20 protein-coding genes, 1 tRNA gene and 1 pseudogene are annotated in these 25918 nt (G+C 57.6%); 8 read left to right on the top strand and 14 right to left on the bottom strand.

Annotation, left to right across the window (positions count from 1 at the left end; all coding sequences use genetic code 11):
* Positions 1-6: 6 nt before the first annotated feature.
* Positions 7-489, bottom strand: a complete 483-nt coding sequence (locus tag BM174_RS10940; protein ID WP_093923904.1) for a PaaI family thioesterase — start codon at positions 487-489, stop codon at positions 7-9.
* Between the two features lie 63 nt (positions 490-552).
* A complete protein-coding gene (gene metF / locus BM174_RS10935) occupies positions 553-1425 on the bottom strand; it encodes a methylenetetrahydrofolate reductase [NAD(P)H] (RefSeq protein ID WP_093923903.1) in 873 nt (290 codons plus the stop codon).
* 96 nt (positions 1426-1521) lie between these two features.
* On the opposite strand from metF, the gene BM174_RS10930 reads away from it, so the two are divergent.
* Positions 1522-2427 (top strand): LysR family transcriptional regulator, encoded by a 906-nt coding sequence (locus tag BM174_RS10930; RefSeq protein WP_093923902.1) that lies wholly within the window; start codon positions 1522-1524, stop codon positions 2425-2427.
* Positions 2428-2454: 27 nt separating this feature from the next.
* Here BM174_RS10930 and BM174_RS10925 read toward each other — a convergent pair whose 3' ends face one another.
* Positions 2455-3495 carry an NADP-dependent oxidoreductase gene (locus BM174_RS10925; RefSeq protein ID WP_093923901.1) on the bottom strand — a complete coding sequence of 347 codons (1041 nt, stop codon included), beginning with the start codon at positions 3493-3495 and terminating at the stop codon, positions 2455-2457.
* Between the two features lie 150 nt (positions 3496-3645).
* Between BM174_RS10925 and BM174_RS10920 the strand changes: the two genes are divergently transcribed.
* Entirely contained in the window at positions 3646-4431 is a 786-nt protein-coding gene (locus BM174_RS10920; protein ID WP_093923900.1) for an inositol monophosphatase family protein, read from the top strand.
* A gap of 61 nt (positions 4432-4492) precedes the next feature.
* Here the strand turns inward: BM174_RS10920 and BM174_RS10915 are convergent, their stop codons facing one another.
* From BM174_RS10915 to putA, 3 genes are all read right to left on the bottom strand, one after another.
* Complete coding sequence (locus BM174_RS10915) at positions 4493-4861, bottom strand: GFA family protein (protein WP_093923899.1); 369 nt, start codon at positions 4859-4861, stop codon at positions 4493-4495.
* Positions 4858-5601 (bottom strand): rhomboid family intramembrane serine protease, encoded by a 744-nt coding sequence (locus BM174_RS10910; protein ID WP_093923898.1) that lies wholly within the window; start codon positions 5599-5601, stop codon positions 4858-4860. Before BM174_RS10910 ends, BM174_RS10915 begins: the two co-directional genes overlap by 4 nt.
* 68 nt (positions 5602-5669) lie before the next feature.
* Positions 5670-9095, bottom strand: coding sequence for a bifunctional proline dehydrogenase/L-glutamate gamma-semialdehyde dehydrogenase PutA (gene putA / locus BM174_RS10905; RefSeq protein WP_093923897.1), 3426 nt, complete (start codon positions 9093-9095; stop codon positions 5670-5672).
* Positions 9096-9224: 129 nt separating this feature from the next.
* On the opposite strand from putA, the gene BM174_RS10900 reads away from it, so the two are divergent.
* The 4 genes from BM174_RS10900 (at position 9225) to BM174_RS10885 (ending at position 19407) form a co-directional block, all read left to right on the top strand.
* Positions 9225-9680, top strand: a complete 456-nt coding sequence (locus tag BM174_RS10900; RefSeq protein WP_093924037.1) for an Lrp/AsnC family transcriptional regulator — start codon at positions 9225-9227, stop codon at positions 9678-9680.
* Positions 9681-9846: 166 nt separating this feature from the next.
* Positions 9847-9933: transfer RNA gene (locus tag BM174_RS10895), tRNA-Leu, on the top strand.
* Positions 9934-10306: 373 nt separating this feature from the next.
* Positions 10307-15214 carry a peptidoglycan DD-metalloendopeptidase family protein gene (locus tag BM174_RS10890; RefSeq protein WP_093923896.1) on the top strand — a complete coding sequence of 1636 codons (4908 nt, stop codon included), beginning with the start codon at positions 10307-10309 and terminating at the stop codon, positions 15212-15214.
* 830 nt (positions 15215-16044) lie between these two features.
* Positions 16045-19407, top strand: coding sequence for a calcium-binding protein (locus tag BM174_RS10885; protein WP_143092446.1), 3363 nt, complete (start codon positions 16045-16047; stop codon positions 19405-19407).
* 107 nt (positions 19408-19514) lie between these two features.
* Here the strand turns inward: BM174_RS10885 and BM174_RS10880 are convergent, their stop codons facing one another.
* The 3 genes from BM174_RS10880 to BM174_RS21730 are packed head-to-tail and all read right to left on the bottom strand — an operon-like array spanning position 19515 to position 20226.
* Positions 19515-19757 carry a hypothetical protein gene (locus tag BM174_RS10880; RefSeq protein ID WP_093923894.1) on the bottom strand — a complete coding sequence of 81 codons (243 nt, stop codon included), beginning with the start codon at positions 19755-19757 and terminating at the stop codon, positions 19515-19517.
* A gap of 3 nt (positions 19758-19760) precedes the next feature.
* Entirely contained in the window at positions 19761-20096 is a 336-nt protein-coding gene (locus BM174_RS10875) for a hypothetical protein (protein WP_143092445.1), read from the bottom strand.
* Positions 19990-20226 carry a terminase small subunit gene (locus BM174_RS21730; protein WP_425442360.1) on the bottom strand — a complete coding sequence of 79 codons (237 nt, stop codon included), beginning with the start codon at positions 20224-20226 and terminating at the stop codon, positions 19990-19992. Before BM174_RS21730 ends, BM174_RS10875 begins: the two co-directional genes overlap by 107 nt.
* 942 nt (positions 20227-21168) lie before the next feature.
* Between BM174_RS21730 and BM174_RS10865 the strand changes: the two are divergent.
* Positions 21169-21414, top strand: a pseudogene (locus tag BM174_RS10865) (integrase core domain-containing protein); the annotation flags it as partial.
* A gap of 43 nt (positions 21415-21457) precedes the next feature.
* On the opposite strand, the gene BM174_RS21670 reads toward BM174_RS10865, so the two are convergent.
* The 4 genes from BM174_RS21670 to BM174_RS10850 form a co-directional block, all read right to left on the bottom strand.
* The gene (locus BM174_RS21670; RefSeq protein WP_342742062.1) at positions 21458-21847 is read right to left on the bottom strand and encodes a hypothetical protein; all 390 of its coding nucleotides are present in this window, start codon (positions 21845-21847) and stop codon (positions 21458-21460) included.
* 21 nt (positions 21848-21868) lie between these two features.
* On the bottom strand, positions 21869-22345 hold the full coding sequence (locus tag BM174_RS21665; RefSeq protein WP_342742061.1) for a DUF4102 domain-containing protein: 477 nt from the start codon (positions 22343-22345) through the stop codon (positions 21869-21871).
* A gap of 179 nt (positions 22346-22524) precedes the next feature.
* Complete coding sequence (locus BM174_RS10855; RefSeq protein ID WP_093923891.1) at positions 22525-22995, bottom strand: MaoC family dehydratase; 471 nt, start codon at positions 22993-22995, stop codon at positions 22525-22527.
* An 11-nt stretch (positions 22996-23006) separates the two neighbouring features.
* Positions 23007-24011: an NADP-dependent oxidoreductase gene (locus tag BM174_RS10850; RefSeq protein WP_093923890.1), complete on the bottom strand. Its 1005-nt coding sequence runs from the start codon at positions 24009-24011 to the stop codon at positions 23007-23009.
* Positions 24012-24060: 49 nt separating this feature from the next.
* Between BM174_RS10850 and BM174_RS10845 the strand changes: the two genes are divergently transcribed.
* On the top strand, positions 24061-24729 hold the full coding sequence (locus tag BM174_RS10845; RefSeq protein WP_093923889.1) for a histidine phosphatase family protein: 669 nt from the start codon (positions 24061-24063) through the stop codon (positions 24727-24729).
* 95 nt (positions 24730-24824) lie between these two features.
* On the opposite strand, the gene BM174_RS10840 is transcribed toward BM174_RS10845, so the two are convergent.
* On the bottom strand, positions 24825-25823 hold the full coding sequence (locus tag BM174_RS10840; RefSeq protein WP_093923888.1) for an NADPH:quinone oxidoreductase family protein: 999 nt from the start codon (positions 25821-25823) through the stop codon (positions 24825-24827).
* Positions 25824-25918: the final 95 nt, after the last annotated feature.

The following is a 25918-nucleotide window of genomic DNA, read 5'->3' as shown; positions in this document are numbered from 1 at the left end:
GCGCGGTCACGCGATCTTCATGATCAGGCAGGTTGTCGATCCGGTCGCATAGAGCTTGCCGTCCTCGACCCCTCGAATTTCGCCATGCGCCACACCGGTGGAACGGCCTACGTGATCGATCTCTCCAGTGCAGTCGATGTCCATGTCGAGCGGGATCGCGCGCAGGATATTTATTTTGTATTCCAACGTCGTATAGACCGAGCCTAGCGGCACGCGCGTCATCACGGCGCAGGCCATCGCACTATCGAGAAGCGTGCCATACCAGCCGCCATGCACGCTTCCCATTGGGTTGGTCATCTTGAATGACGGTGCCCCGCGAAACACCACTTTGCCTGCATCGACGCTGTGCAAGGCGTAACCCATCGTTGCGCCAATCGGCGGGCCGGGGTTGGTGCCGTCCAATATGCGCTGCATGAATTCGAGACCTGAAAGCTTGACCGCCTCGGCGGGAGTAAGCAGGTCTTGCGGGCTTTGGGCGATACGAGGCATTAAAAAATCTCCGGCAGGGGTGCTGCCGGAGACCGTATTAGAATTGCCGCTGTGAACAAGGTCTTACGCGACGTCTGATAGGGCAACCTTAGGCAGCACACCCAGCGCACGGCAGACATTGCGTGTCAGGTCAGAGCGGTTGAGCGTGTAGAAATGCAGGTTTTCAACGCCTTCATTCATCAGATCGCTGCACAATTCGGTGCAAATTGCCGTAGCGAGCAGATCATGACGGTCGTCACCATCGCGCAGAGCCGCATCAAAGGCTTGATCGACCCAATCAGGAATGAATGCCCCGCAGCGATTCGCGAATTTGCGCGCAGATGTCCAGTTCACAACCGGCAGAATGCCCGGCGTGATCGGCTTGGTGATCCCCGCCTTGTCGCAGGCATCACGGAACCGCAGAAATGTCTCTGGCTCGAAGAAGAACTGCGTGATCGCCTCATCCGCACCGGCTTCAAATTTGCGCTTCAACCAGTCGACATTGGCTTGAACGTCGGTCGATTCCGGATGTGGATCGGGGTAGGCACCAACGCGGATGTTAAACTTGCCAGTTTTGGCCAGCGCCTCGATCAGCTCGCAGCTATCGGCAAAGCCGTCGGGGTGTGGGGTAAAAGTGGCGGCGCCATCGGCTGGATCGCCGCGCAGGGCGACGATGTCTGTCACACCAATTTCCGCAAAGCTTTCAGCGACTTCCAGTGTTTCAGTACGGCTGGCACCGACGCAAGTAAGATGTGCCGCGACGGGAAGGCCAGAGGTGCGGCGCAGCACGTGGGCCGCGTCATGGGTGATATCGCGGGTCGAGCCACCCGCGCCGTAAGTGACCGAAAAGAAGCGCGGGGCCAGCGGTGCCAGTGCCTGAGCCGTATCCCACAGCTTGAAAGCCGCATCAACTGTGCGGGGCGGGAAGACTTCGAAAGAGACATTTGGCGCGGTCATGGATAAGTTCCTCATCATCGGTTGTCCTGCTTGTCTCCTAGATTGCGATGTGAGACAAACTCATAACTTTCATCTTCAACATGAGTTCCACCTCATATGCATATTGAATTCAGACATCTTCGGACCATTCAGGCGATTCATGAGGCGGGCGGGCTGGCGCGGGCCGCCGAACAGATGAATATTACCCAGTCGGCGTTGAGCCATCAGGTGAAGGGTTTGGAGGATCAGGCGGGCGTTGAATTGTTCGTGCGCCGCTCGAAACCGCTGAAACTGTCGCCAGCGGGGCAGCGCTTGCTGAAACTCGCACAACAGGTTTTGCCGCAGATCGAAGCCTTGCAGGCCGAGTTCTCCGGTCTGCGTGCAGGCAGCACGGGGCGGATGCATATCGCCATTGAGTGCCACGCTTGTTTTGAATGGCTATTTCCGGTTTTGGAGCATTTCCGCAAGGCTTGGCCGGATGTGGATGTCGATATCCGCCCCGGTCTGGCGTTCGACGCCTTGCCAGCGCTGCTACGTGAGGAAGTTGATCTTGTGGTGTCGTCGGACCCCGAGGACCTTCCCGGCATCACATTTGTGGAATTGTTCGATTACAAGGCGGTGTTTGTCGCGGCGAGTTCGCATCCTCTGGCGGCGAAACCCTTTGTCGAGGCGGCCGATTTCAGGACGGAGACTTTGATCACCTATCCGGTGGAACGTACGCGGCTGGATGTGTTTAGCCAGTTGCTGATCCCCGCCAAGGTCGAACCCGCCGCGATCCGGCAAGTCGAGTTGACGGCGGTGATCTTGTTGTTGGTCGCTTCCAATCGCGGCGTGTCAGTGCTGCCCGATTGGGTGGTGCGCGAGGTCAAATATTCCTCGGATTACGTCACGCGGCCATTGACCGAGCAGGGCATCACCCGACGTCTTTATGCGGCGGTGCGCAGCGATGATCTGGATAAACCGTTCATGGATCAGCTGCTAAAGCTGGCAGGGCAAGAAGCGCGCAAGCTGCAGCAGGCGTAAGGGGGCGGCTGGCGCCCCCTTGGCAGATTATCCGACCTTAACGATGGCCTTGCCGACATTGCCGCCGGTCAACAGGTCGATGAAGGCTTGCGGCGCATTTTCGAGCCCTTCGGTGATGTCTTCCTGAATGGAGATCTCGCCACTGCCAACCTTGGGGCCGACCTCGGCCAGAAACTCGGGGAAGCGGTTCCAGTGGTTGGAGATGATGAAGCCGTTCACGCTGAGGAAGTTGACAAGAATGGTGCGCCACAGACGCGGGGCTGTCAGCGCTTCGGATTGGGCATTTGCGCCAAGCCCGCCTGCGTTATACCACGCGATCATGCCGCAAATCGGGATGCGGCCATGTGGGTTCATCAGCGGCAGCACTGCGTCCAGCACCTTGCCGCCGACATTTTCGAAGTAGATATCGACGCCGTCAGGGCAGGCGTCCTTAATCGCCGCGCGAAGTGATTTCGCATCGTCATAGGCGCTGTGATCAAGACAGGCATCAAAACCGAAGTGATCGGTCGCAAGTGCGCATTTGTCGGCGCCGCCCGCGATACCCACGGTGCGCAAGCCCAGCGATTTGGCGATCTGCCCGACCATCGAGCCGACAGGACCGGTTGCCGCAGCGACGACGAGGGTCTCGCCTTTCTTCGGACGTCCGAATTCGGTCAGGCCGAGCCATCCGGTAAAGCCGGGCATCCCGAGTGCGCCCAGCGACGTGGTGATCGGCGCGAGGTCGGGATCAACCTTGCGGCAGAGGCTGGCGGGTGCAGCAGCGTGGGTAGCCCATCCAAAGGGGCCGAAAACCTTGTCGCCGGGCGCGAAGTCTTTGCTGTTGGAAACGAGGACCTCGCCGACCGAGCCGCCCTCCATCAGCCCGCCCACGGGTACCGGCTTTGCATAGGACTTCGCATCATCCATCCGGCCGCGCATATAGGGATCAAGCGACATGAACTCGACGCGCACCAGAATTTCGCCCTCGGCGGGCGTGGGCAAGGCTGCGGTTTCGAGCCGGAAGTTATCCGCAGTGGGGGTGCCGTCAGGGCGGCTGGCCAGTACGATGCGTTGCATTTGATCTGTCATATCGGTTCCTTTTAAAGTGGCTGTCGGACGGGACGGAGCGCGCATCTTGCGGGCGCGTTTAACTAAGGTCGGTCAATGCGGCTTGGCCCCCTTGGCATTCGGCGCTGTGCCGCATATACGCAGCGCCTGATCCATCAAAGGACATGCGCAATGATCGGCAGTGCGAATCTCAATATCATGATCAAGGCAGCCCGCAAGGCAGGGCGTGCACTGACCAAGGATTTCCGCGAAGTGGAGAACCTTCAGGTTTCGGTCAAAGGGGCGGGTGATTTCGTCAGCCGTGCCGACATTGGTGCGGAAAAAATTATCAAAGACGAGTTGATGGGCGCGCGTCCGACCTATGGCTGGTTGGCCGAAGAAGGCGGCGGGCAAGAGGGCCAAGACCCCACGCGCCGCTGGATCGTTGATCCGCTGGACGGGACCACCAACTTTCTGCACGGCCTGCCGCACTGGGCGATTTCGATCGGGCTGGAGCATAAAGGCCAAGTCGTTGCCGGTGTAATCTTTGACCCTGCCAAGGACGAGATGTTCTTTGCTGAAAAAGGCTCGGGCGCGTGGATGAACGAGACCCGTTTGCGGGTTTCGGGCCGGTCGCGGATGATCGAATCGATCTTTGCCACCGGGTTGCCATTTGCCGGACGTGCCGACCTGCCGGACACGCTGAAGGATCTGGGGCGATTGCTGCCGGTCTGTGCCGGTGTGCGGCGTTTCGGGGCTGCTTCGCTTGATTTGGCCTATGTGGCTGCGGGTCGATATGAGGGATTCTGGGAGCGTCGGTTGAACGCCTGGGACCTCGCAGCGGGCGTGATCATCGTCAAAGAAGCAGGCGGGTTTGTCGAGCCGATCAACCGCACCGGCGACATTCTGGCCGACGGCGAAGTCGTCTGTTCGAACGAGGCGATCTTTACGAGCTTTGCGAAAGTCATTCGCAACTGACGCGCGTTGCGTGGTTGGATTTGAGTTTACTTTGCCAAATGAAACAGGGGCGCGGGCTGCGTCACCTGTCGGACGGGTGGTTGATGCCATCTGTCCACGGGATCGGTTCATGATCCCAAGGCTGCGCGCCGTGGATACAGCCGAGGTTTATACCTGACTGGCTGGGATCCGCGCGGCGCTGGTGGTGGGTGTAGATGCCACAGGTCTTGCAGAAATAGTGTTTCGCGGTGTGGGTGTTCCAGCTGTAGAGCGTCAGGTTGTCCGCGCCTTTGAGGACTTTCACCGAGGTGGCCAGTGCAGTGACGTTCGCGGCCTGCCGCCGTGCGCAGAATGAACAAGTGCACCGGCTGGGGTTTTTTAGCCCGTTCGGCAGGATTGCCGAGAGTTCGACGGCGCCGCAGTGGCACGAAGCTGTGACGGGGGTGTTCATTTATGGCGTACCTTCGGGATGCGGCTGGGCAGGGCGGGATAGGTGGCTGCCGGATGCGGCGGGTGGCCTTCTGTCTGGCGCCAGAAGCGCGCTCCGCCAAGGCCAAGCCACAGCGGCAAGATCATCAGCAACCCCGCGACAAAGCCTCCAGTATGCGCCCAGTATGCGACGCCGCCGATGTCGGGGTCGGACCCGATACCGCCTAGAAATTGCATCCCGAACCAGACCATCAGGACGATCCAAGCAGGGATCGGGAAGATGCGGAAAAATACGATGAAGATGATCAGGATATCGACCTTGGCCTTGGGGAAAAGCAGCAGGTAGCCACCCATTACGCCAGCAATGGCGCCAGATGCGCCGACCATCGGGACCATCGAATAAGGCGCGGTGATGACCTGCGCCAGCCCTGCGGCAATCCCGCAAAGCAGGTAGAACCCCAAATACCGCAGGTGGCCCAGCTCGTCTTCGACGTTGTCGCCGAAAATCCATAGAAATAGCATGTTACCGGCAAGGTGCATCCAGCCACCATGCAGGAACATCGAGGTGAAAAGCCCCGTAATGCCCTCGCCGGTGCTGATCTGTGCGGGGACCAACGCCCAAGTGTTGTAAAACAGATAGGCGGCGCGGTCGTCGCTGAGCAGGCCGGAATAGCTGACAAAGATCGCGATATTCGCGAGCATCAGCGCGTAGGTCACATAGGGTATGCGCCCTGAAGGGTTATGGTCGCGAATAGGAAACATGCGGCTACGCTCCGCGATTGGCGCGGCGGCGTCAAGACGGGTCGGGCTGGTGCCCGACCCATGAGGGTTTAATCCATCGCGCCAAGAAGCGCCGCGTTGCCGCCAGCGGCGGTTGTGTCAACGCAGACATGCCTTTCGGCGCGGACGCGGGCGGTGTCGGGCAGGCCGCGGATCAGTGGGATAATCAGCCCGTTGCGCTTGGCTAGCGCCATTTCGACAGCGCGGGCCGTGTCGGTGTCGCCCCACCACAGCACGCCGCCATAAGCCGGACCATCGGTCAGATCAGCGGGATTGATCGTGCCTGTCGTCTCTACCGCATGACCGCCCAAGGCCCTGATGGCACGGGCCTGAGCGGCCGCTGTTTCAGCGCCCGGACCCATGCACAGCAGCGCGGGGCGGGGCAGAGTGGTCAGGCGGTTCGATTCGCCCGTAGGGCCCGGCAAAGACAGCGTCTCGGCTGGGGTGGGATCATGGGGTGGCAGCGCAGGCAGTTTGGCTTGTGCCTCGCCCCACGTGGCTTCCGCCACTTCGACATCAGGCTCGGCAAAGCGAGGTAGGTAGTTCGGGCCACCCGCTTTGGGGCCGGTGCCGGACAGGCCTTCGCCGCCGAATGGCTGGCTGCCGACAATCGCGCCAATCTGGTTGCGGTTGACATAGAGGTTGCCCGCCTCCACCCGCTCGCAGACGTGCTGGACGCGGTCGTCGATGCGGGTGTGCAAGCCAAAGGTCAGCCCGTAGCCGGTCGCGTTGATCGCATCGATGACCTTGTCGATTTGCCCACCTTTGAAGGTGGCGATATGCAGTACGGGGCCAAAGATTTCCTTGTCGAGATCGGCAATACCGTCGATCTTGATGATCGTCGGGGCGACAAAGGTACCGTGTTGGGGCGCGGTCAGTTCGGCCATGATGCGGCCCTCGCTGCGCGCGGCCTCAATATGGTCGGTGATGACCTTGCGCGCGGTCTGGTCGATCACTGGTCCGACATCGGTCGACAGGTGCCACGGATCGCCCATATTCAGCGCCTGCATCGCGCCGATCAGCATTTTCACCAGATCTTCGGCGATGTCTTGCTGCACATAGAGGCAGCGCAGGGCCGAGCATCGCTGTCCGGCGGATTGAAAACCGCTTTCAACGATGGATTGAACAACTTGTTCGGGCAGCGCGGTGCTGTCGACGATCATCGCGTTGATGCCGCCGGTTTCCGCGATCAGCGGTGTGCCGGGTGCGCAGTGTTCGGCCATGGCGGCGCGGATGCGCAGCGCAGTGCCCGTGGAGCCGGTAAAGGCCACGCCACCGATCGAAGGATCAGAGGTCAGAGCCGCGCCGATCCTAGCACCACCGGGCAAGAGTTGCAGTGCGGTCTGCGGAACGCCAGCGCGGTGCATCAGCTTTACGGTCAGCGCGGCGACCAGCGGGGTTTGTTCTGCCGGTTTTGCCAATACTGCGTTGCCTGCGGCCAAAGCCGCTGAAACCTGCCCGATGAAAATCGCGAGCGGGAAGTTCCACGGCGAGATGCAGGTAAAGATGCCAGCGGGCGGCATATTGGTCGCCTGAGCGGCATAGTAGTGCAGGAAATCCACGGCTTCGCGCAGCTCGGCTACGCAATCGGGCAACCCCTTGCCAGCTTCGCGGGCCAGCAGTGCGAAAATCTCGCCGTAGTTCTCCTCCAACAGGTCGGCGACCGCGCGCAGGATATCGCTGCGCTCGGACAGCGGCGCGTCCCAGACCTGCGCGGATTTGATTGCTGTGGCGACATCGGCGAGCGATGCGGGGCTGACAGTGCCAACTGCGTCATCGGGGTTGGCAGGGTTGCTCACCTTTAGCGTTTCATCCGGTTGAGCGGCGCCGGCGAGCATCGGTCCGGCCTGCCACTGATGGGTGTGGAAGGGGCTGCGGGCCTCTTCGATCGATGCCAGGGTCGGGGTGTGGGTCAGATCAAACCCCTTGGCATTGGCGCGCAGGGGTTTGAACAATTCCGGTCCGGTCGGGATGTCGGAGGCGACGGCATTCAGCTGGGCAAACGGATCGGCGGCGACCTCTTCGGGGGCCACATCTTCATCGACAATTTGGTTGACGAAGCTGGAGTTGGCGCCGTTTTCAAGCAAGCGCCGCACCAGATAGGCTAGCAGATCGCGGTGCGCACCGACGGGGGCATAGATGCGGCAATGAGTGCCGTGCTGTTTCATCACCAGATTATGCAGGGTCTCGCCCATGCCATGCAGGCGCTGGAACTCGAACTTCTCTTTGTCATCGGACATGTGCAGAATCGCGCTGACCGTATGGGCGTTGTGGGTGGCGAACTGCGGATAGATCCGGTCGGTCATCGACAGCAGCTTGCGGGCGTTGGCGATGTAGGACACGTCCGTCACCGCCTTCTGGGTAAAGACCGGAAAACCATCGATGCCTTTGACTTGGGCACGTTTGATCTCGGTATCCCAATAGGCGCCTTTGACCAGCCGCACCATGATTTTGCGGTCATGGCGTACGGCCATTTCATAAAGGGCGTCGATCACCGATCCGGCACGGGGGCCGTAGGCCTGTACCACGATGCCCAGCCCATCCCAACCCGACAGGGCAGGCTCGGAAAGCACGGTGTCAATCACGTCGAGCGACAGGGCGAGGCGGTCGGCTTCTTCGGCGTCGATGTTCAGGCCCATGCCAGCCGATTTCGCGAGCAGCGCCAAGGCCCGCAGGCGCGGCACAAGATCGCGCATCACTGCCTTTTCCTGCGCAATTTCATAGCGCGGGTGCAGTGCCGAAAGTTTTACCGAAATTCCCGGATTGCGGCGCAAGTCGGCATCGTTGCAGGCGGTGGCGATTGCCGAAATCGCGCGGCTATAGCTCAGGTGATAGCGTTTGGCGTCGGCCTCGGTACGCGCGGCTTCGCCCAGCATATCATAGCTATAGGTGAAGCCCTTTTTCTCCATGCCCTTGGCACGTTCCATCGCGGCGGTGATGTTTTCGCCCAGCACGAACTGGCGGCCCATCTCCTTCATTGCGCGGGTCACAGCGGTTCGGATCACCGGCTCGCCCAAACGTTTGATCGCGGCGCGCAGGTGGCGCACGGGGCCGGGCTGGTCGTCATCCAGCACACGGCCTGTCAGCATCAGCGCCCATGTCGAGGCATTGACGAGGCTGGAGGTCGAGTGGCCCATATGGCGACCCCAGTCGGAGGGAGCGATCTTGTCTTCGATCAGCGCATCGATGGTGTCGGCATCGGGTACACGCAGCAGTGCTTCGGCGAGACACATCAGCGCCACGCCTTCATCGGTGGAAAGACCATATTCGGCCAAAAACACTTCCATCATCCCTGGCGAGGTGGAGTTACGGATCGCACGCACAAGCTCAGCCGCCTCGGCGCTGATCTTGGCGCGATCTTCGGCGCTGAGCTGCGCTGTATCAATCAGGCCCTGAAGCACATCCGTGGTTTCGGCATAGGTGCCGGTATCGATCTGGTGGCGCAGGGAATCGGGGGTATTGGTAAGGCGGGCCATGGGGCAAACTCCGAAAATGATTTGCCAGCATTATCCTATCTCGAAAAGTCGTTTCGCCTTATGATATATCTTCCGCTAGGCGGATGTTCCGATTGTAAGGAAAAATGTTTGAAAAACGATCATTCTGGCATGGATCGCTTTGATATAGCGATTCTCAATGTGTTGGCGGAGGATGGCAGGATCAGTGTGGCTGATCTGGCGCGGCGCATCGGATTGTCCAAATCGCCTACGCAGGCACGGCTGCGGCGGCTGGAGCAGATCGGGGTGATCTTGGGGTATCGCGCTCTGCTAGACCCGATCCGGCTGGGACTGGATCATGTGGCATTCGTCGAGGTCCGGCTCAGCGATACCCGCGATTCTGCCCTGCGTGCTTTTAACGCCGCCGTGGCGCGAGTGCCCGAGATTGAACAGGCGCATATGATCGCAGGACATTTCGATTACCTGCTGAAGGTTCGCACCCGAAATATGGCCGAGTACCGTCAGTTCATGGCCGAGAAAATCTCGACGCTGCCCCATGTCGCCAATACCTCGACCTATGTGGCGATGGAGGCGGTCAAGGAGATCATGCTGGCCGAGGGGGTGTAACTGTGACTGGTCGCAAGGCACCAAGAAAGGGAGCGGCGGCACAAAGGCCAACCGCTCCCTCACAGACGATCTGAAAAAATGCCGAACTTGAGCCGCCAAGAGGGGTTTCTGACCATTTACACCGCCCGCGTCATGGCTATTGTGCGGCCAAGGCCACTGGCCGGTTGCGGGTGTGATGGAATGGTAGACATACCAGACTTAAAATCTGTTGGGGCCTAGCCCCGTGTGGGTTCGAGTCCCACCACCCGCACCAATTCACTTTTATTTATTTAAATATATTAATTGTTTAGGCGTTTATGAGCAATTCGTATCCACCTTTTAACCCACCCGGGATGGCAGCCGTACTTGTCGATTTCGCCTGCCTAAGTGGGGCGGTCAAGGATGTCTTCCTCATGAAGATACCGTGTTCCGACACAGGACGGTGCTTCAGCGACAAACTCGGGGCGATTCATTGTCCGCCGCGCAGGAAAATGTGGTTGCAGAGCCCGAGTGATGCAAGCCCAAGTTCTTCTACCCGACCGCGCACGCCGCTCGGCACGAAAAACGCTTGATCCGCTGGCCCGATCAGGCAATCTTAACGTCGAATGGCAGGACATTTGTGGAATGTCGGTTGAGAGAGGTTACCCATGCCCATTGACCCGCGCTTCATAGCCACTGGTTTCCGCCATCCGCTGGGGGATGGCCTGACCACACCAGCCAATGATGGCGATGGGTATTACGTTGCGTTCGGCTTCAATGAACCAAACGCCGCTATCGGCAATTCGCGCCATCTAGGTGTGGACTGGAACGGCGAAGGAGGGGGCGACAGCGACCTGGGCGAACGTGTGAACGCCATCGGCAATGGCGAGGTTCGGGCGGTTGTAAGCCACCAGGGCGGTGCGACCACGGGCTTCGGGAACTACGTCGTTATCCGGCATCACCTGCCGCAGCAGATCACGCTGAACGGTGAGACGGTAACCTACGTCAACAGTCTTTATGCGCATCTAGACAGCGTGACGGGGCTGACGGTGGGCCAAGCGGTGAGCATGGGCCAGCAGATCGGCACGCTGGGCAAGAGCGGTTTTGCCGATCTCGCGCATCTGCATTTGGAGGTCACGCTGGGCGATGTGCTGCCAACGGTGGATGATGGTTATAATCCTGCTGGGGCACCAGCGGGGTGGGTCGATCCGGTGGCGTTTGTGGAGGCGCACGGGACGCCGCAATTTTCGGATGAGCCGATGAAGGTAGGCAGCGAAATTCTGGTGAACACCACAACTACGGACGATCAGACGTATCCCGCCGCCGCTATGCTAAGCGACGGGCGATTCGTAGTGGTGTGGGATGACAACAGTCAAACCGGTAGCGATATATCGGGCCATGCAATCCGCGCACAGTTGTTCGATGACAATGGCGTTAAAATAGACGGCGAATTTCTCGTCAACAGCACGACGTATGGTGATCAGCGTCTTTCAACCGTGACCACGTTGAACGATGGCCGCTTTGTGGTCGCGTGGGAAGATAAAAGTGGAACGGGTGGCGATACATCAGGATATGCGATCCGCGCGCAGTTATTCGAAGCAAATGGTACCAAAACAGGCAGTGAGTTTCTGGTCAACACTATGACGTATGGAGATCAGCGCTTTCCGTCCATCACCGCGCTGAGTGATGGGCATTTCGTCGCTGCATGGACCGACGTCAGCGAGTTTCGGGGAAGTCGCTCGGTCTGGGATATCCACGCGCAAATGTTCGACGCCAGTGGCACAAAGATAGGTGATGAAATTGTAGTTAACACAAGGACGTATGACTTGCAGCGTGCACCCACGATCACTGGGCTTAACGAGGGGGGCTTTGTGGTAGCTTGGGATGACTGGAATGTAGGGGACGGCGATACATCTGGTGGATCCGTCCGCGCGCAGGTGTTCGACTCACAAGGCGCCAAAGCAGGTAGCGAGTTTCTCGTTAATAGCTCAACGCATGATTGGCAATCCTCCCCTGCCGCCGCCACGCTGAGCGACGGCAGTTTCGTCCTAGCATGGGAAGACAGAAGTCAGACAGGCCCTGATACATCTGGTGGATCCGTACGAGCGCAGATATTTGATGTCAGTGGCCAGAAGAAAGGCGATGAGTTTCTCGTCAATACCACGACGGTATCCCAACAGTCTGATCCGACTATCGCCGCTCTGAGCGACGGCCGCTTTGTGATAGCCTGGCACGACGATAGCCAGTTGGACGGCGAGACATATAGCTTCTCAATCCGCGCGCAGGTGTTCAATGCCGATGGCAACAAGTCAGGAAGCGAACTACTCGTTAACACCACAACGAATAGTGATCAGTTCTGTCCCACCGTCACGGCGTTAGAAAATGGTCGCTTTGTGGTGGCGTGGCACGACTTTAGTCAAACGGGCGGCGATTCATCAGGAACTTCCATCCGCGCGCAGATTTTTGATGCAAGTGGTCTGGTCGGAGCGACACAACCCGATAGCATTCTATGGGGTGAGACAACAACGCACACACTCGCGGTTGCCGGAACGGTTTCAGGTGCCATCGAACAGGATGGTATCAACGGACCGACACCCCATATCGACAAGGACTGGTTTCAGGTCGCCTTGCAGGGGGGTACGGCCTATACCTTCGATGGCTCGGCCAATGTGAGCACTTCAGACAGCCTCGACGCCATTGCGCTGCGACTGTATCTCGACAACTCGACTTCGGTCACCCAACTTGTCGAGGGTGCGATGCCCGGCTTCACGTTCACTGCGCCGGGAACCGGTTCGACGACCTACTACCTCGCAGTCAGTGCCGGTGGAACTGGCGACTGGATGAACGACACAGGTGCCTATCAAGTCAGCCTCACCGCCAACGGGCCCGGTGTTTCCCCAAACCGTTCGCCGATGGCCACGGCCACCAATGCCACTGCAGACGTCGGGACATCAATTGCCCTGACGGACCTGTTCACCTTCCGCGATCTGGACGGGGCAGAGGATATAGCCAGTTTCGTCGTGCAGGACCGCACGCCGGGTGGTGGCCACCTGACCTTCAACGGTGGCGCGCAGGCATCCAACACCTTGTTCGAACGCCCCATCGCGGAACTGTCACAATGGCGGTTCGTTGTCGGCCGGGAGGCCGATCAGATCGGGTTCAACGCAATCGACCAGGCGGGTGCGTTCAATCAGAGCGCCGCCGCAACTGTCACGCCAACGCAGACTGTCACGGTGCCCGCTTCTGCCGAGGATTTGTTTGCTGAAATGGAAGGTGGCAATAAGATCACCACTTTAGCCACGTTTGCATCTGCGGCCTATGAAAAATACAGCCATTCAATGTCTGAGCTAGCGTCTTTAGGCTGGAACTTCCTTAACGGATCGTCTGGCCTCCCAGGATTTACCGACAACTACTATAAAAGCGCAAGCATTCTGGATTCTCTGTCTGGCAAGGGGACCGCGATCGCGGCTGAATCACCGGATGGCAAGTCACTCGTAATCGCATTCAAGGGGACCGACAGTCTTCCGTCTGTCGACGGCCTATTGGATTGGATCAACAACCTTACAGGCATCACGAAGCATTATTCGCTTTTCGACTTGCTGCTCTCGAATCTCGATTTCGCCAGCTACGATAATATTTATGTTACCGGCCACAGTCTTGGTGCCGCAATGGCTCAGCAGTTAATGTTGGATCCGGAATTTGGCTTCTCTGACAATCCTCGCGTCGAGAGTGTCGTCTTTGCAAATCCTGGTTTTGTCCCTGCTTCTGTTTTCGACCCGTTTCAGAACAACAAAGACCGAATGGTCAACATCGCGATCCAAGGAGACCCAGTTGCTGAAATTGGCCAGGTTGGACGCGTGGCTGGCGACAGGTACCTTCTGGATCACTTGCTTCCGGCGAGTGCAGGCTGGCATGGGATGGACTGGTATCTCGCCGGTGCGAGATACATGGACGGGTCTGCCTTTAGTAAATCAATTGAAATGCAGTCAGAAAATGGCGCTCGCGATCTTCAGGAGTTACAAGTTCGGCTGGATTGGCTCGATGGCGACCCATGGATCGGGACCCTGCCATCGAGTTCCGTGGTCACCCCCACAGAGATTATTTTTGGTCCCTACCCAGGGACTACCCAACCTTCGGACACTTGGTCCGTGTCTGTAAGTCCGTCCGTTGCAGGCAGTACGCCGACAGTCATTTACAATGCACCGCAGTACACTAACACCGAACTCTACGTGTCGACGACAAGTGCGGGACAAGTGGCTTTTCAGGATGCTCTTGGAGTTGTTCAATTTCTTGCGGCTGAATATGGATCGGCTGCATTTCAAGCGTCGCCTGGTGCTTCGCTTACCGTTAAAATTGCCAGTTTGGTAGGAACCACCATCTTAGACAATACCGTCTACTTTGAGGGGGGCGGTCGGAATGACTCGGTTGATGCAGCAGAAGCAGAACGGCGGTTGGTTGCACAAGGGGGAGAGGGAAACGATACACTGATCGGCGGTTCGAGCAATGACAAGATCGAAGGCGGCGAGGGCGATGACTTGATCGGGGGTGGTAGCGGTGGTGATATCGTTATGGGTAACGGCGGCCACGATTCGATTTATGGCGGCCTCGGTAATGATTTCATAGCAGGCGGCGAAGACAACGATCTGATTTTTGGCGTTGCCGGTTTGAATACGATCTACACAGGTTGGGGGAGCGACACGGTTCATGGGGGCATCGGCGCGGATGATATCTTCGGTGCGGGCACCGGTACCAATCAGATATTCGGCAACGATGGCGACGACACGATCCGTGCGGGAGATGGGGGCGACTTGATCGGCGGCGGGGCTGGAAACGACACTTTGCTCGGATCAGTCGGCAACGACACGATTTATGGCGGGACCGACAACGACTTAATTGGCGGCGGGGCCGGAAACGACCAGATCTTCGGGTCAGCCGGGCTGAACACAATTTACACCGGCCTTGGAAACGATACGGTTCAGGGCGGCACCGGAGCCGACAATATCTTCGGTGCTGGGGACAGCGCCAGCGCCAACGAGATGGCCGGGAATGACGGAAACGACACGATCCGCGCCGGGGCAGGCAATGACACCATCGCAGGCGGTGCTGGGGATGATCAAATTTTTGGAGGCGCGGGCAACAACACGATTTACCTGGGCCTCGGAAACGACTTTGTCGGCGGTGGCGCCGGAAATGATGTGATCGTTGCGGGTGCCGGAACCAATCAGATTTTCGGCGGCCTGGGCAACGATACGGTGTTCGCCGGGTTTGGCCGCGATGTGATCTCGGGCGGCCCGGGCGCGGATGTTTTCGTGTTCAACAGCGTTGCCCAAGCAGGCATCGGCACCGGTCGCGATGTGATCACGGATTTTAAGGTCGGTGCCGACAAGATCAACCTTGATCCGCTGAACCTGACCTTCATTGGTGCGGCTGCATTCAGTGAAGCGGGGCAGGTGGCATATCTGGTAGGCGGATCAACGGGCTTTCTCGTCGGAGACATCGACGGCGACGGCGCCGCTGATTTTGCAATTGAGATTACCGGAGCACCTTCGATAAGCACTGGTGATCTCTTCCTCTGAGGCCCTTGGCCAGAACACCGGGCAGCCGATGGTGGGCCGGATGCTTTCATTCAATCGGAGGCCGATCTAGTTGAATGCATTTGCGGAATAAACAAACACAGAGTACGCTTTTGCGGCTCTCACCTTCGTTAATACGAGATCATCGGGTCGCTAACACAGAAGGCCTGAACATTATCTACGAGGTCAGATGTCTGCCTCCACGGCCCTTAGAGAGAAAGGTCCTTCTGTGATCGATCACCCCTCAAAGAAGGGGCGATAGGGCTCGCCATGTTTAATGATCCCGTGAACTGTGCGGGCCATTCACTGCCCGGCAGGGCATTGCGCAGCAATGTCACGAGAGCGTGGCGGCAATAGCGGTATATGCCTTTCGCCCCAAATGTGTGTTGCGGCGGTCCTTAGCGATGTCGTTTTAAATAACTTGGTCAGAGGCACTAGACGCGAATTTTGACATGCAGGTTGCCGGGATCCCGATTCGGGCTGCTATCCTCAATGGCTTCACCGCACTCGCATTCCGAAAACCGTGGCCGTGCCATAAATCCGTCTGGGGTAGGGGGAACTCAATCTAAAGCATTCTTTGTACGAGAAAGCCATTAAAGATCAATAAACTACAAATCGCAATTCACATCATTGTCCGAATTTCGGTGAGTAGTTCAATTCGAGCAAGACCGCAACCCTGGGTTGAAGTATTGACCAGCTAAGTCAGTCAACCTAGCGTAGAAGCAATGAAGTACTTGTTAGGGGAGTTTTATTCCTACTGAATATTGCACATTCTGGCCCTAATTCGATCTCAATTTTTCAATGCTCAAAATTAAAATTAGGAGACTCTAACAATGACAACTCGTAACATTACAGGCGTTAGCCTGACAATCGGTACATTTGGCACGGCGACAGCAGATACTGTAATGGATGTAGGTGTCGCAAAGCTTTTGGCGGTTACGCCTGATGATGTTATATCGTTCTCATATCAAATCACTCAATTGGTCGACAACGGCACACCGCGTGTCAGCATTGAATTCTTCGATGATTGGACTGTCGCATTAAACGATCTCACCACTGAGGGTCTGAACGCACTTGGGCTCAACACCGAACTCTCAATAGGGCAAGTTAATTGGGGGGCTGGCAACGTCACACAAGTATTGTCTTATGATGTTTTTCGCGATGGTGAAGGTACGAGAATTGCCAACATTTTCCCCCTCTCGGGAACGCCGCTTCCCGATATGCAAAACAACGTACAGGCGCAGGCGTTCATTGATAGTATTTCCACGATTACTCCAATTCCGGCCGACTCACCCTTGGCTGCAGGCCAAGTCATCCCGTTCAGCTCCATAGTTGGTTTGACGGCATTCCAAGAGAACGAGGTCCTTGGTACTTCAGGCGATGACACGCTAGAGGGCACCGATGGCAACGATCTGCTTGTTCCCCTCACGAATTCAAGTGAGGACGTGATCAAAGGGTCAAACGGCTTAGACCTTGTGGACCTTTCGGGATATCAGGTGGGCACAGCTGATTTTTATACGTTTGACTATTCCGGCCTGTCCGCTGGAATTACTGTATTAACAGACTTCGAGACTGGCGAAAGCTCTGTAGACAAAGGGGTGAATGGCGCAGACAGGTTGCTGGATGCCCATCTGGTTATGAATTGGAATTTCGGTGATGGCATTTTTTTCACAGGCACTGATTTTGCAGATGTTTTCAACATCAAGAACCACCCCGACAGCACGTGGACAGGCATCGCTGGCGGCAAAGGGGTGGACACCTTCAACATCGAAAGCGGCACGATTGTGCGTTTGTCGTATCACAGCGGGGCGGTCAGTGGCGTAAACGTGAACCTGCAAACTGGCGTGGTGTCCAATGATGGACATGGCAGTACGGATCAGATCAACGTCACCAGCACGTCAACACGGATCGAAATCGAAGGCACCGCATTTAACGATTTCATTCTTGGCACAGCACGGGACGAACGGTTCATCTTGCGCTGGGGCGATGACACCTTAGACGGTGGCGGCGGGAATGACACGTTGAGGTATGACCGCAGCGGAGTGGACGGCGTCAACGTAAATTTGGCCACGGGCGTGGCAACGGGGACATGGTCGGGTGAAGCTTTCACACATCAAATTTCCAATATCGAAACCGTGAACGGATCACGTGCGGGCAACGACTTTTTAACGGGCGACGGCAATGCCAATCAACTTTTGGCAAGTGACGGGAACGATACGATCAACGGCGGCGGCGGCGATGATACGCTCCAAGGCGGTGGCGGAGATGACAACATCAATGGGGGCGACGGAGTTGATATAGTTCATTTCCGTTTGAACATCGGCGATGCAACCATCACTTATGGCGAAACAGGCAGTGCCACTATTGTGTCGGCTGAGGGTACTGATTTGGTGCGAAACGTTGAATTCCTGTCTTTCTATGACCAAACCATCGATATCGCCAACCTTAACGACACACTGACGGGCACTAGCGGAAATGACACGCTGGAAGGGTTCGCCGGGGACGACTGGTTCATCGGTACACAAGGCAGCGACGTCATTGATGGCGGCTCAGGCAATGATCTTGTGCTCTACGAAGACCTTGCGGGTGGCATTTCGATCAACCTGACAGGGGCCGCCATCGGTAACCTTGCCGCCGGGACCGCGCGTAAAGCGTCCGGTGGAACCGATACATTGATTTCAATCGAAAACCTGCATGGAACAGCAGGGGCCGATACCATTTATATGGGCGCGACGTCTCAGTATGTTTTTGCGCGTTCCGGCAATGACATGCTTTATGGCAATGGTGCCAATATCAACTTTATCGCAGGCAGCGGTGCGGACAGTGTTTTTGGCGGAACTGGCTTTGACACGATGGATTATAGTGATGATGGCTTTGATGGGTTAGGCCGCTTTGATGGGTTAGGCCGCGCGACGGCGGGCGTGCAAGTCACACTATCCGGTGCAGGGACCGGTACTGCAATTGACAACTGGGGTGCCACTGACACCTTTTCGGGTATCGATCAATTTTCAGGCAGTGCGCTGGATGACAGCATGCTGGGAGCCGCTGGGAATGACAGGTTTTACGGCAAAGACGGCGATGACACTTTGTCGGGCGGTGACGGCAACGATGCGTTGTACGGTGAAAATGGCGCGGATAATTTACGTGGCGGTAGTGGCGGCGATTTACTGGCCGGTGGTGCTGGCAATGACTTTGTCGTCGGTGATGATGGGGATGACACGCTTTACCTTGGATTGGGTAATGATGTCGGAGGCGGCGGCGCCGGCAACGACCTGATCTTCGGTGGTGCTGGTTCTAACGCGATTTACGGTGCCGCAGGCGATGATACTGTGCAGGGTGGCTCAGGGACAGACAGCATTTATGGCGGTGGGGCCGGAACAAATCAGCTGTTCGGCAATGCCGGCAACGACATCATTTTCACCGGACAAGGGGGCGATCTGGTCGGCGGCGGCACCGGCAATGATATCGTTCGAGGGGGTCAGGGTGCGGACAGCATTTATGGCTGGACCGGCGACGACAACATTGGTGGGGGCGCAGGCAACGACCTTATCCGCGCCGCTGACGGTGCCGATACAATCTATGGCGGGCTGGGTGACGACAATATTGGCGGTGGTGCTGGCAACGATCTGATCTATGGCTCCGCAGGGGCAAATGTCATTTATGGCGGGGCTGGCTCTGATACCGTCTTAGGCGGTTCCGGCTCTGACAGCATCTATGGCGGAGGTGCCGGAGACAACCAGTTGTTTGGTAACGCAGGCGATGATCAGATTTTCTTGGGCACAGGTAACGACTTTGTCGGTGGAGGTGAAGGCGACGACTTGATCGTGAGCAGCGCAGGCACGAACCGCATCTATGCCGGCGCGGGAAACGATACAGTTCAAGCGGGGGCCGGGCGTGATGTTATGACGGGTGGACCAGGATCGGATGTATTTGTCTTTGGCTCCGTGGCCGCGATTGGCGTGGGTGCCAGGCGCGACGTGATCACTGACTTTGGCGTGGATGATGTGATCGACCTTTCCGCATTGAACACCCAGTTCAACGACAATTCTGGCCTTTTGGGTGGCGGCACATTGTCATTCTATCACTTCGCAGCTGGAGGCTTGCTCATCGGCGACGCCAATGGCAACGGCGTGCCCGATTGGGTGCTGGAGTTGAGCGGTACACCTGCGATCGTGGAAAGCGACTTCATTTTATAATCCACGATTGTTTTGAAAAGTACGAAACGCGCGGCTGTAGATCGGCCGCGCGTTTGTAATTGATCAGGCCTTACATTTCTCGGGTGCCAGAGAAGTTGGCGCTGGGTTCAAAGGGAGCATTTGTAAGCGGTCCTGACCCCAGTGCGAAGCTCCACAAGGGTCTGCTGTACCGTCATGATCGCGGTAAGTTCGTCTTCAGCCGCCCGGATCGGCGTGGCGTCGAATTCCTCGCCATTAATGATCGACTGGGTGTCTTTTGCGCGCAGCGACGAGATACGCCGCTCCTGTTCAATGCGCCGCTGCTCCAAGATTTCAATGGTCGCTGCGCTGGTCTTTGAGTCTTTGGTCATGGTTCAGTCCTTTGTGGGTGTGTCGATAAGATTTTGAGTGTTCATTGCATCGGCGAGAATGAAGGCTACGCGTGGCGCAATCTCGATATTGGAAACATCAATTGTTCGGATTGCTCTACCGTCCTTGCCAGTGAATTCCTGACGATCCGTCAAACCCAGTTCGCGTGAGATCAAATTGGAGTTCAAAAGGCCCGCCGCTGCGCCTTCGAACTTTGAGGTATAAATCACGTCATCAACGGTCTGGCCAAGTTCTCCAGGTTTCTTCGCTGATGTGCAGGTGGAGACAAAGCGCCTTCTGTGTAAATGCCCGCATCTTCGCCGCAGGAACGGGCTGACCATTTGCCAGCACCTTTGCTTCGTAGAGCGGGGTGTCATGCGCCCACTGAAAATAGGCGCAGCACCCCTGCCAGAGGCTCTGCGCATCCGCGTATTCTCGGTTGCGCCCGAAGGTGGACCGCCCCTGCCAAATCGTGTTGCCGGGGAGGAACTTGCCCTCGTCGTCTCTTTCGTTTGTAATAACATTACGTACTGCTTGTAACGGTATAATCTGCGGCCAGCTGCTATCTTCTCAACCGTCCAGTCCGCGCCCTCTGCCGTTGCGTGTCTGCGTACGGGCGCAACCCCACCCAAGCTGCGCCGTAGGGCCGTCACGTTGCCTTACAGGCGCTTGTCTATCGCCGCCTGCACCAACCTCTCCTGTTGCACCTCCAGCATCGCCTCGAAGGCCTGCGTGGATCTGTGCCGCCTCTAGGCTTGCCAGGGTTGCCGGGGGCGAAGGTGTAATCGGGGATGCGGGCTTCCGTATTTGCGCCGCTGTTAAGGTCGTTGATTCTGCTCATGATAAATGCCTTTCCTGAGAAGCTGTGAGGGTCGAGACAAGTCGATCTGCGTCACCACCTCGCGAGGACCAGCTGCGTGCGTGACCACAGCAATAGGCAGTAGCCCAGAGAGCGGGATACACGCTTGATGCGGCGTGGCATGAAGTCGGCCACAGCATTGCGGCGCTGACGCGGGGAGGAGATGTTGGAACCGTCCATTAAGCGCACTCTCCGTAGTGTAGGCCAGAGACAAGGCGGGCTTGGGCTGCGGTCAGGCCATATAGGCGTTCCAAGCGGGCAATCTGGATCTTAAGGGCCATCAGCATGCGGCCCCATTCCCGTTGATCAACTCAACCTTGCTTTTGAGAGTGTAGACGCCAATCTTCGCCCGGTCGGTGGAATGCCCCCAGTGAATTGGTCCACCAATTGGGATATGATCATCCCGTTTTAGGAGGACTAAACGATGGCTGGATAACGAGAAAAGCCAGAAGATATTGTGCTAGAGCTTCGGCGAGTTGAAGTTTTGCAAGGGCAGGGAAAGTCAGTTTCCGAGGCTGTTCGGCAAATTGGCGTTACAATTCGGACCCGCTATCGATGGCGCGGAATTTATCGCCAAGAAGGTAAGGGCTTGGATTGGGGCCGTTGGTGCCAAAACCGCATTCATCGCCCCAGGATCACCATGGGAAAACGGCTACTGTGAGAGTTTCAATTCCCGCTTCCGCGACGAGCTGCTTAACGGCGAGGTATTCTATACGTTACGCGAAGCTCAGATCCTGATCGAGCGTAGGCGGCGCCACTTCAACACAGTCAGACCGCATAGCGCGCTGCGCTACCGCCCGCGTCACAAAGCATGGTGCCGATAGACCAGAGGCTGACCATGCATTAACATTCAAACTGGAACACCCGATGGGGGTACTCCAACATCGCTTCTTGAGACAATTGTACTCTGAAGTCAGAAGTGGCGTCCTTCTGGCCCTTCAAAGTGTCACCGGGGATTGTCCACACGTTGCCGCCTAGCTGATCTTCATGAAGGAATCTTAATGGCCCAGAGCGCACTGCCGTTAGGATCAATAGGCGTAGCGCCAGTTCGGTCAAGGTGCCGCCGTTGAGGCTGTTATAGAACGCTGGCACCTCGAGCCACGGCATTGCCGGAATGTTTGCTGCCTTGTGCCGCTGATTTCCCAAGAGTGCCTTGGCTTTGTCAGTAGCTTGGAGATTCACGTCTAGACCGAGCGCTGCCGCGTCTTTGAGGCAAATGCCAATCCAGTCCATGGCCTTCTGAGCCGGGCTGGCTTAGGTGTGCCAGATTGGGGCCAGTGTCTCCCGGATATTCCGCTGATCAATTTCTACCATCGGCACTTTGCCGAGCTTCGGCAGCACATGCAGTTGTAACGGTGAAAACCATCGGCCTGCTTTGCCATCACTTTTCAATTCTGCCTTGCGGCTTTCGAAGGCATCAGCCGCGATGTCGTTCAGGAGGTGAATGTTGCGGGCGGCGTCGCGCTGTTGGCGTTCAAGCTCTTTGATAGGGTCCAGACCTTGGCGCACCAGCGCTCGGTTTTCCACGGCGTGAACGCGCGCCTCTTTAAGGCTGACGTGTTTGACAGCACCCAACCCCATCTCTCGTCGCCTTTCATGAACTGTTACCCGCTGAAACCATTGCCCACCGCCGTCTGCTCGCATGTGCAGCCAAAGCCCTCCGCCGTCCGAGTATTTGCCCGGCAGGGCTGCTTTCACGCGTGCTGCAGTTAGTTTGTGCAAGCTCCGCATTTTGGTCCACCTCTGTACCCACCCACTATATATGGTATACTTTGGAACGGGCTGGAATAGGGTGAAACATGAATGTCCGTGAAAAAAAGGGTATTTGCGCTGGAAGTGGTACAGGTTGGATTGCGCTGAAACATTACTTAAAAGCGCACCACCCGCACCATTCTACTCCCTATCCCAGCTTAGTCTTCGAAAACAGCCATTCCCAACCAGTCGGCAATCAACGCTGGTTTTTCCTCGCCTTCAATTTCGATGGTCAGACGGTTCTCGCGCAATAGCTGGGTTTCGCTTTTTGCGCTGACCCTCTTTAGGGTGAACCGACCGCGCAGCCTGCTTCCTGCGACGACAGGTTTGAGAAACCGCAGTTTATTCATGCCGTAGTTAATGCCCATCGTTTGTCCGGGCAGCATGCCAAAGCAATCATAAGCAAAGCGGCTTGCCAAAGACAGGGTCAGAAAGCCATGCGCGATACTGCCGCCGAAAGGGGTCTCGGCTTTTGCGCGGGCCGGATCGACGTGGATCCATTGCACGTCGTGGGTTGTCTTTGCGAAATCGTCGATCATTTTCTGATCAACCAGTATCCAGTTCGACACACCAACTTCGGTATCAATCAGTTTTTCGCTCGCGGCGAGGGCGGCCTGCAGGGATGACATAGTTTTTCTCCTTAGCTTGGGTCAGCAGACACGCGCACCATGCGCTTGCCCTTGTTATCGCCGTTTAAAAGGCCAATCAGTGCGGCGGGCGCGTTCTCCAGCCCCTCCACGATGTCTTCGGTCACTTTCAGTTTTCCGGCATCGATCAAGGTTTGCAGCCCGCGGATCGCCTTGGCATCCTGGCTTGCAAAATCCGTCACGATGAAGCCTTCCATTTTGAGGCGTTTTACCACGATGGCACCGGGCAAATTGCGCGGTCCGGTGGGCGCGGTCGATTCGTATTGGCTGATCGCACCACAACAGACGACGCGGCCTTTTTCGTTCATCAGGTTCAAAGCCGTCTCAAGGATTACGCCGCCGACGTTATCGAAATAGATGTCGACGCCGTTGGGACAGGCGCTGCGCAAGGATTTGAACAGACCTTCCGCGCGGTAATCTATGCAGGCATCAAACCCGAAGGTTTTCACCACCCAGTCGCATTTTTCAGGTCCACCGGCGATGCCGACAACCCGGCACCCCATCGCTTTGGCGATCTGCCCGACATAGCCGCCGACAGATCCGGCGGCGGCGGAGACAAGCACCGTCTCGCCCGGTTCAGGTTGGCCAATGGACATCAGCCCGTGATAGGCGGTTTTGCCCGCGACGCCGTAAACGCTCATCAAGTGGGACAGCTGCGGTACGGCAGGCATCTTCATCACTTTGTGCGCGGGGAGGACGATATAGTCCGACCATGTCGCCTCGGCGGAGACGATCTCGCCAACGGCCACGCGTTCGGATTTACTCTCAACGACCTCGCAGATTGCGTAGGTGGGCATTGCGTCACCCTGCTTGACAGCCGCGCGGTATGTCGCGCCCTGCATCCATGAGCGGTTGGCCGCGTCGATGCTCATCAGAATGATCCGCAACAAGACCTCGCCCGCCTGAGAGATGGGCATTGCCGTCTCTGTCAGGTCGAAGTTTTCGGGGGTGAGTGGGCCTTTTGGCAGGGCTGCGACCGTAATCTGGCGGTTTGTCATTTTGGTATCCTTGGCGTTAACGTGGCGAAAATACTTTGGGGATTTATGGATGAGTGACGAGGCAAGGCAGCACAGATACGCGCTTCCGAAAGGGGCGGCGGATTTGATCCTGATACGGCACGGCGAAACGCAAGCCGCCCAGCGTGGCGTGCCCTTCGATATGGTCGAGGGGCAGGGGGATCCAGGGCTGAGGCCGGAGGGCGAAGCGCAGGCCCAAGCCGTTGCGGCGCGTCTGGCCGATCTGGCGATCGGCGCGATTTGGGTGACGACGATGCGGCGCACCCATCAAACGGCGGCACCACTGGCCACATCGCTTAACCTGACGCCGAAGATCGAGAGGGACCTGCGCGAGGTCAATCTCGGAGACTGGGACGGCGGGGAGTACCGTTTTCGCGCGGCAGCCAATGATCCTGCGTTTCTGCGGGCCAAGGACGGGCACGAGTGGGGGGAGATTCCCGGCGCCGAGACCACGGCGCAATTGCACGAGCGCGTCCAGCGCGGCTTGCGCCGCATTGCATCGCTGCACCCAGACCAGATTGTTGCTGTTGTGGTTCATGGTGGCGTCGTCGGGGCCGCGATGGCGATCGCAACAGGCGCGCGGCCCTTTGCTTTTAACGGCGCGGCGAACGGCTCTATCAGCCGGATCGTTGTAGACGGAGACCAGATGGTCGCGCGCGGGTTTAACGATGTGGCGCATCTGGAGAGACTGGGCCTCTAGCCTCGGGCAAGTGGCCCCGTCACCCCCGACACCGGCAGAAGCTCTTCTGCCGGTGTCGGGGGTGATATGGTTCGCATTTGCCAGACGCATCGGCGTTAGGCCACGTCGAGAACGACTTTGCCGAGAACCTTCCGGTCCTGCATTAACTCCAATGCCTCCGCCGCGTTTTCCAACGGGAAACGGGCAGAGATGCGGGGCTTGATTTTGCCTTCGGCGTACATCCGGAACAGATCAGCCATGTTTTCTGCATGGGCCTGAGGTTCGCGGGCAGTATGCGCACCCCAGAACACTCCGACGATCTGGCAGCCTTTGAGCAGGGTCAGATTGAGGGGAATCGATGGGATTCCCGCCGGAAAGCCGACCACGAGGTAGCGGCCTTTCCATGCCAAAGCACGCACTGCCGGCTCTGCGTAGGCTCCGCCGACCGCATCATAAATCACATCGACACCGTCACCGCCCGACAGTTCCTTGATCTTGCCCGAGAACTCTTTTTGCGTTGCGCGGTCGTCCATATCGCGGCTGTAGATCAAGGTCTCGTCTGCGCCCAATTCGCGGCAGAACGCGGCCTTATCCTCAGAAGAAACCGCCGCGATCACGCGTGCACCTGCAGCTTTGCCGAGCTCGATTGCCGCAGCACCGACACCGCCAGCCGCGCCGAGGATCAAAAGCGTTTCGCCTTTGGCGATTTCGGCGCGGTTCTTAAGCGCGTGGTGCGACGTGCCGTAGGTCAAAACCAGACAGGCCGCTTCGTCGTAAGGCATGCCATCGGGGATTTTCATAACCTTGCCCGCTGCCACACAGAGGTGCGTGGCAAAGCCGCCAAATCCTGTCATAGCCAGCACGCGGTCACCGACCGCAAGGCCTTCGACCCCGTCGCCGAGCGCCGCGATCTCGCCCGCAACTTCACCACCCGGGGCAAACGGGCGGGGCGGCTTCATCTGGTATAAATCCTTGATAATCAAGGTGTCGGGAAAGTTCAGGCCCGCAGCATGAACCTTGAGGAGAACCTCGTTTTTGCCGGGCGCCGGTGTGTCCATTTCGGTCAGCTTCAGCGTTTGTGGTCCGCCGGGCTCATGGCTGAGCATTGCTTTCATTGTCTTCATCTCCTCCGCGTTTCTGGCTCGCAGTAGGGTCAGCGCACCAGTGGCTTGTCAATCGAATTTCGAAATGCAATTCTGCTGTGCGGAAT

It is taken from the genome of Sulfitobacter brevis, from assembly GCF_900112755.1.
GTDB classification, from domain to species: Bacteria; Pseudomonadota; Alphaproteobacteria; order Rhodobacterales; family Rhodobacteraceae; genus Sulfitobacter; species Sulfitobacter brevis.
This window is presented reverse-complemented; position numbering and strand designations above follow the sequence as displayed.

Excerpts from the sequence above, each read along its gene's own strand:
- BM174_RS10890 (WP_093923896.1), top strand. The coding sequence starts at position 10,307 with ATGCCCATTGACCCGCGCTTCATAGCCACTGGTTTCCGCCATCCGCTG.
- BM174_RS10880 (WP_093923894.1), bottom strand. The coding sequence starts at position 19,757 with ATGACCAAAGACTCAAAGACCAGCGCAGCGACCATTGAAATCTTGGAG.
- BM174_RS10920 (WP_093923900.1), top strand. The coding sequence starts at position 3,646 with ATGATCGGCAGTGCGAATCTCAATATCATGATCAAGGCAGCCCGCAAG.
- BM174_RS10855 (WP_093923891.1), bottom strand. The coding sequence starts at position 22,995 with ATGTCATCCCTGCAGGCCGCCCTCGCCGCGAGCGAAAAACTGATTGAT.
- BM174_RS10850 (WP_093923890.1), bottom strand. The coding sequence starts at position 24,011 with ATGACAAACCGCCAGATTACGGTCGCAGCCCTGCCAAAAGGCCCACTC.
- BM174_RS21665 (WP_342742061.1), bottom strand. The coding sequence starts at position 22,345 with ATGCGGAGCTTGCACAAACTAACTGCAGCACGCGTGAAAGCAGCCCTG.
- BM174_RS10875 (WP_143092445.1), bottom strand. The coding sequence starts at position 20,096 with ATGGTCAGCCCGTTCCTGCGGCGAAGATGCGGGCATTTACACAGAAGG.
- BM174_RS10845 (WP_093923889.1), top strand. The coding sequence starts at position 24,061 with ATGAGTGACGAGGCAAGGCAGCACAGATACGCGCTTCCGAAAGGGGCG.
- BM174_RS10915 (WP_093923899.1), bottom strand. The coding sequence starts at position 4,861 with ATGAACACCCCCGTCACAGCTTCGTGCCACTGCGGCGCCGTCGAACTC.
- BM174_RS10900 (WP_093924037.1), top strand. The coding sequence starts at position 9,225 with ATGGATCGCTTTGATATAGCGATTCTCAATGTGTTGGCGGAGGATGGC.
- putA (WP_093923897.1), bottom strand. The coding sequence starts at position 9,095 with ATGGCCCGCCTTACCAATACCCCCGATTCCCTGCGCCACCAGATCGAT.
- BM174_RS10930 (WP_093923902.1), top strand. The coding sequence starts at position 1,522 with ATGCATATTGAATTCAGACATCTTCGGACCATTCAGGCGATTCATGAG.
- BM174_RS10910 (WP_093923898.1), bottom strand. The coding sequence starts at position 5,601 with ATGTTTCCTATTCGCGACCATAACCCTTCAGGGCGCATACCCTATGTG.
- BM174_RS21670 (WP_342742062.1), bottom strand. The coding sequence starts at position 21,847 with ATGGACTGGATTGGCATTTGCCTCAAAGACGCGGCAGCGCTCGGTCTA.
- BM174_RS10925 (WP_093923901.1), bottom strand. The coding sequence starts at position 3,495 with ATGACAGATCAAATGCAACGCATCGTACTGGCCAGCCGCCCTGACGGC.
- metF (WP_093923903.1), bottom strand. The coding sequence starts at position 1,425 with ATGACCGCGCCAAATGTCTCTTTCGAAGTCTTCCCGCCCCGCACAGTT.
- BM174_RS10885 (WP_143092446.1), top strand. The coding sequence starts at position 16,045 with ATGACAACTCGTAACATTACAGGCGTTAGCCTGACAATCGGTACATTT.
- BM174_RS10940 (WP_093923904.1), bottom strand. The coding sequence starts at position 489 with ATGCCTCGTATCGCCCAAAGCCCGCAAGACCTGCTTACTCCCGCCGAG.
- BM174_RS10840 (WP_093923888.1), bottom strand. The coding sequence starts at position 25,823 with ATGAAAGCAATGCTCAGCCATGAGCCCGGCGGACCACAAACGCTGAAG.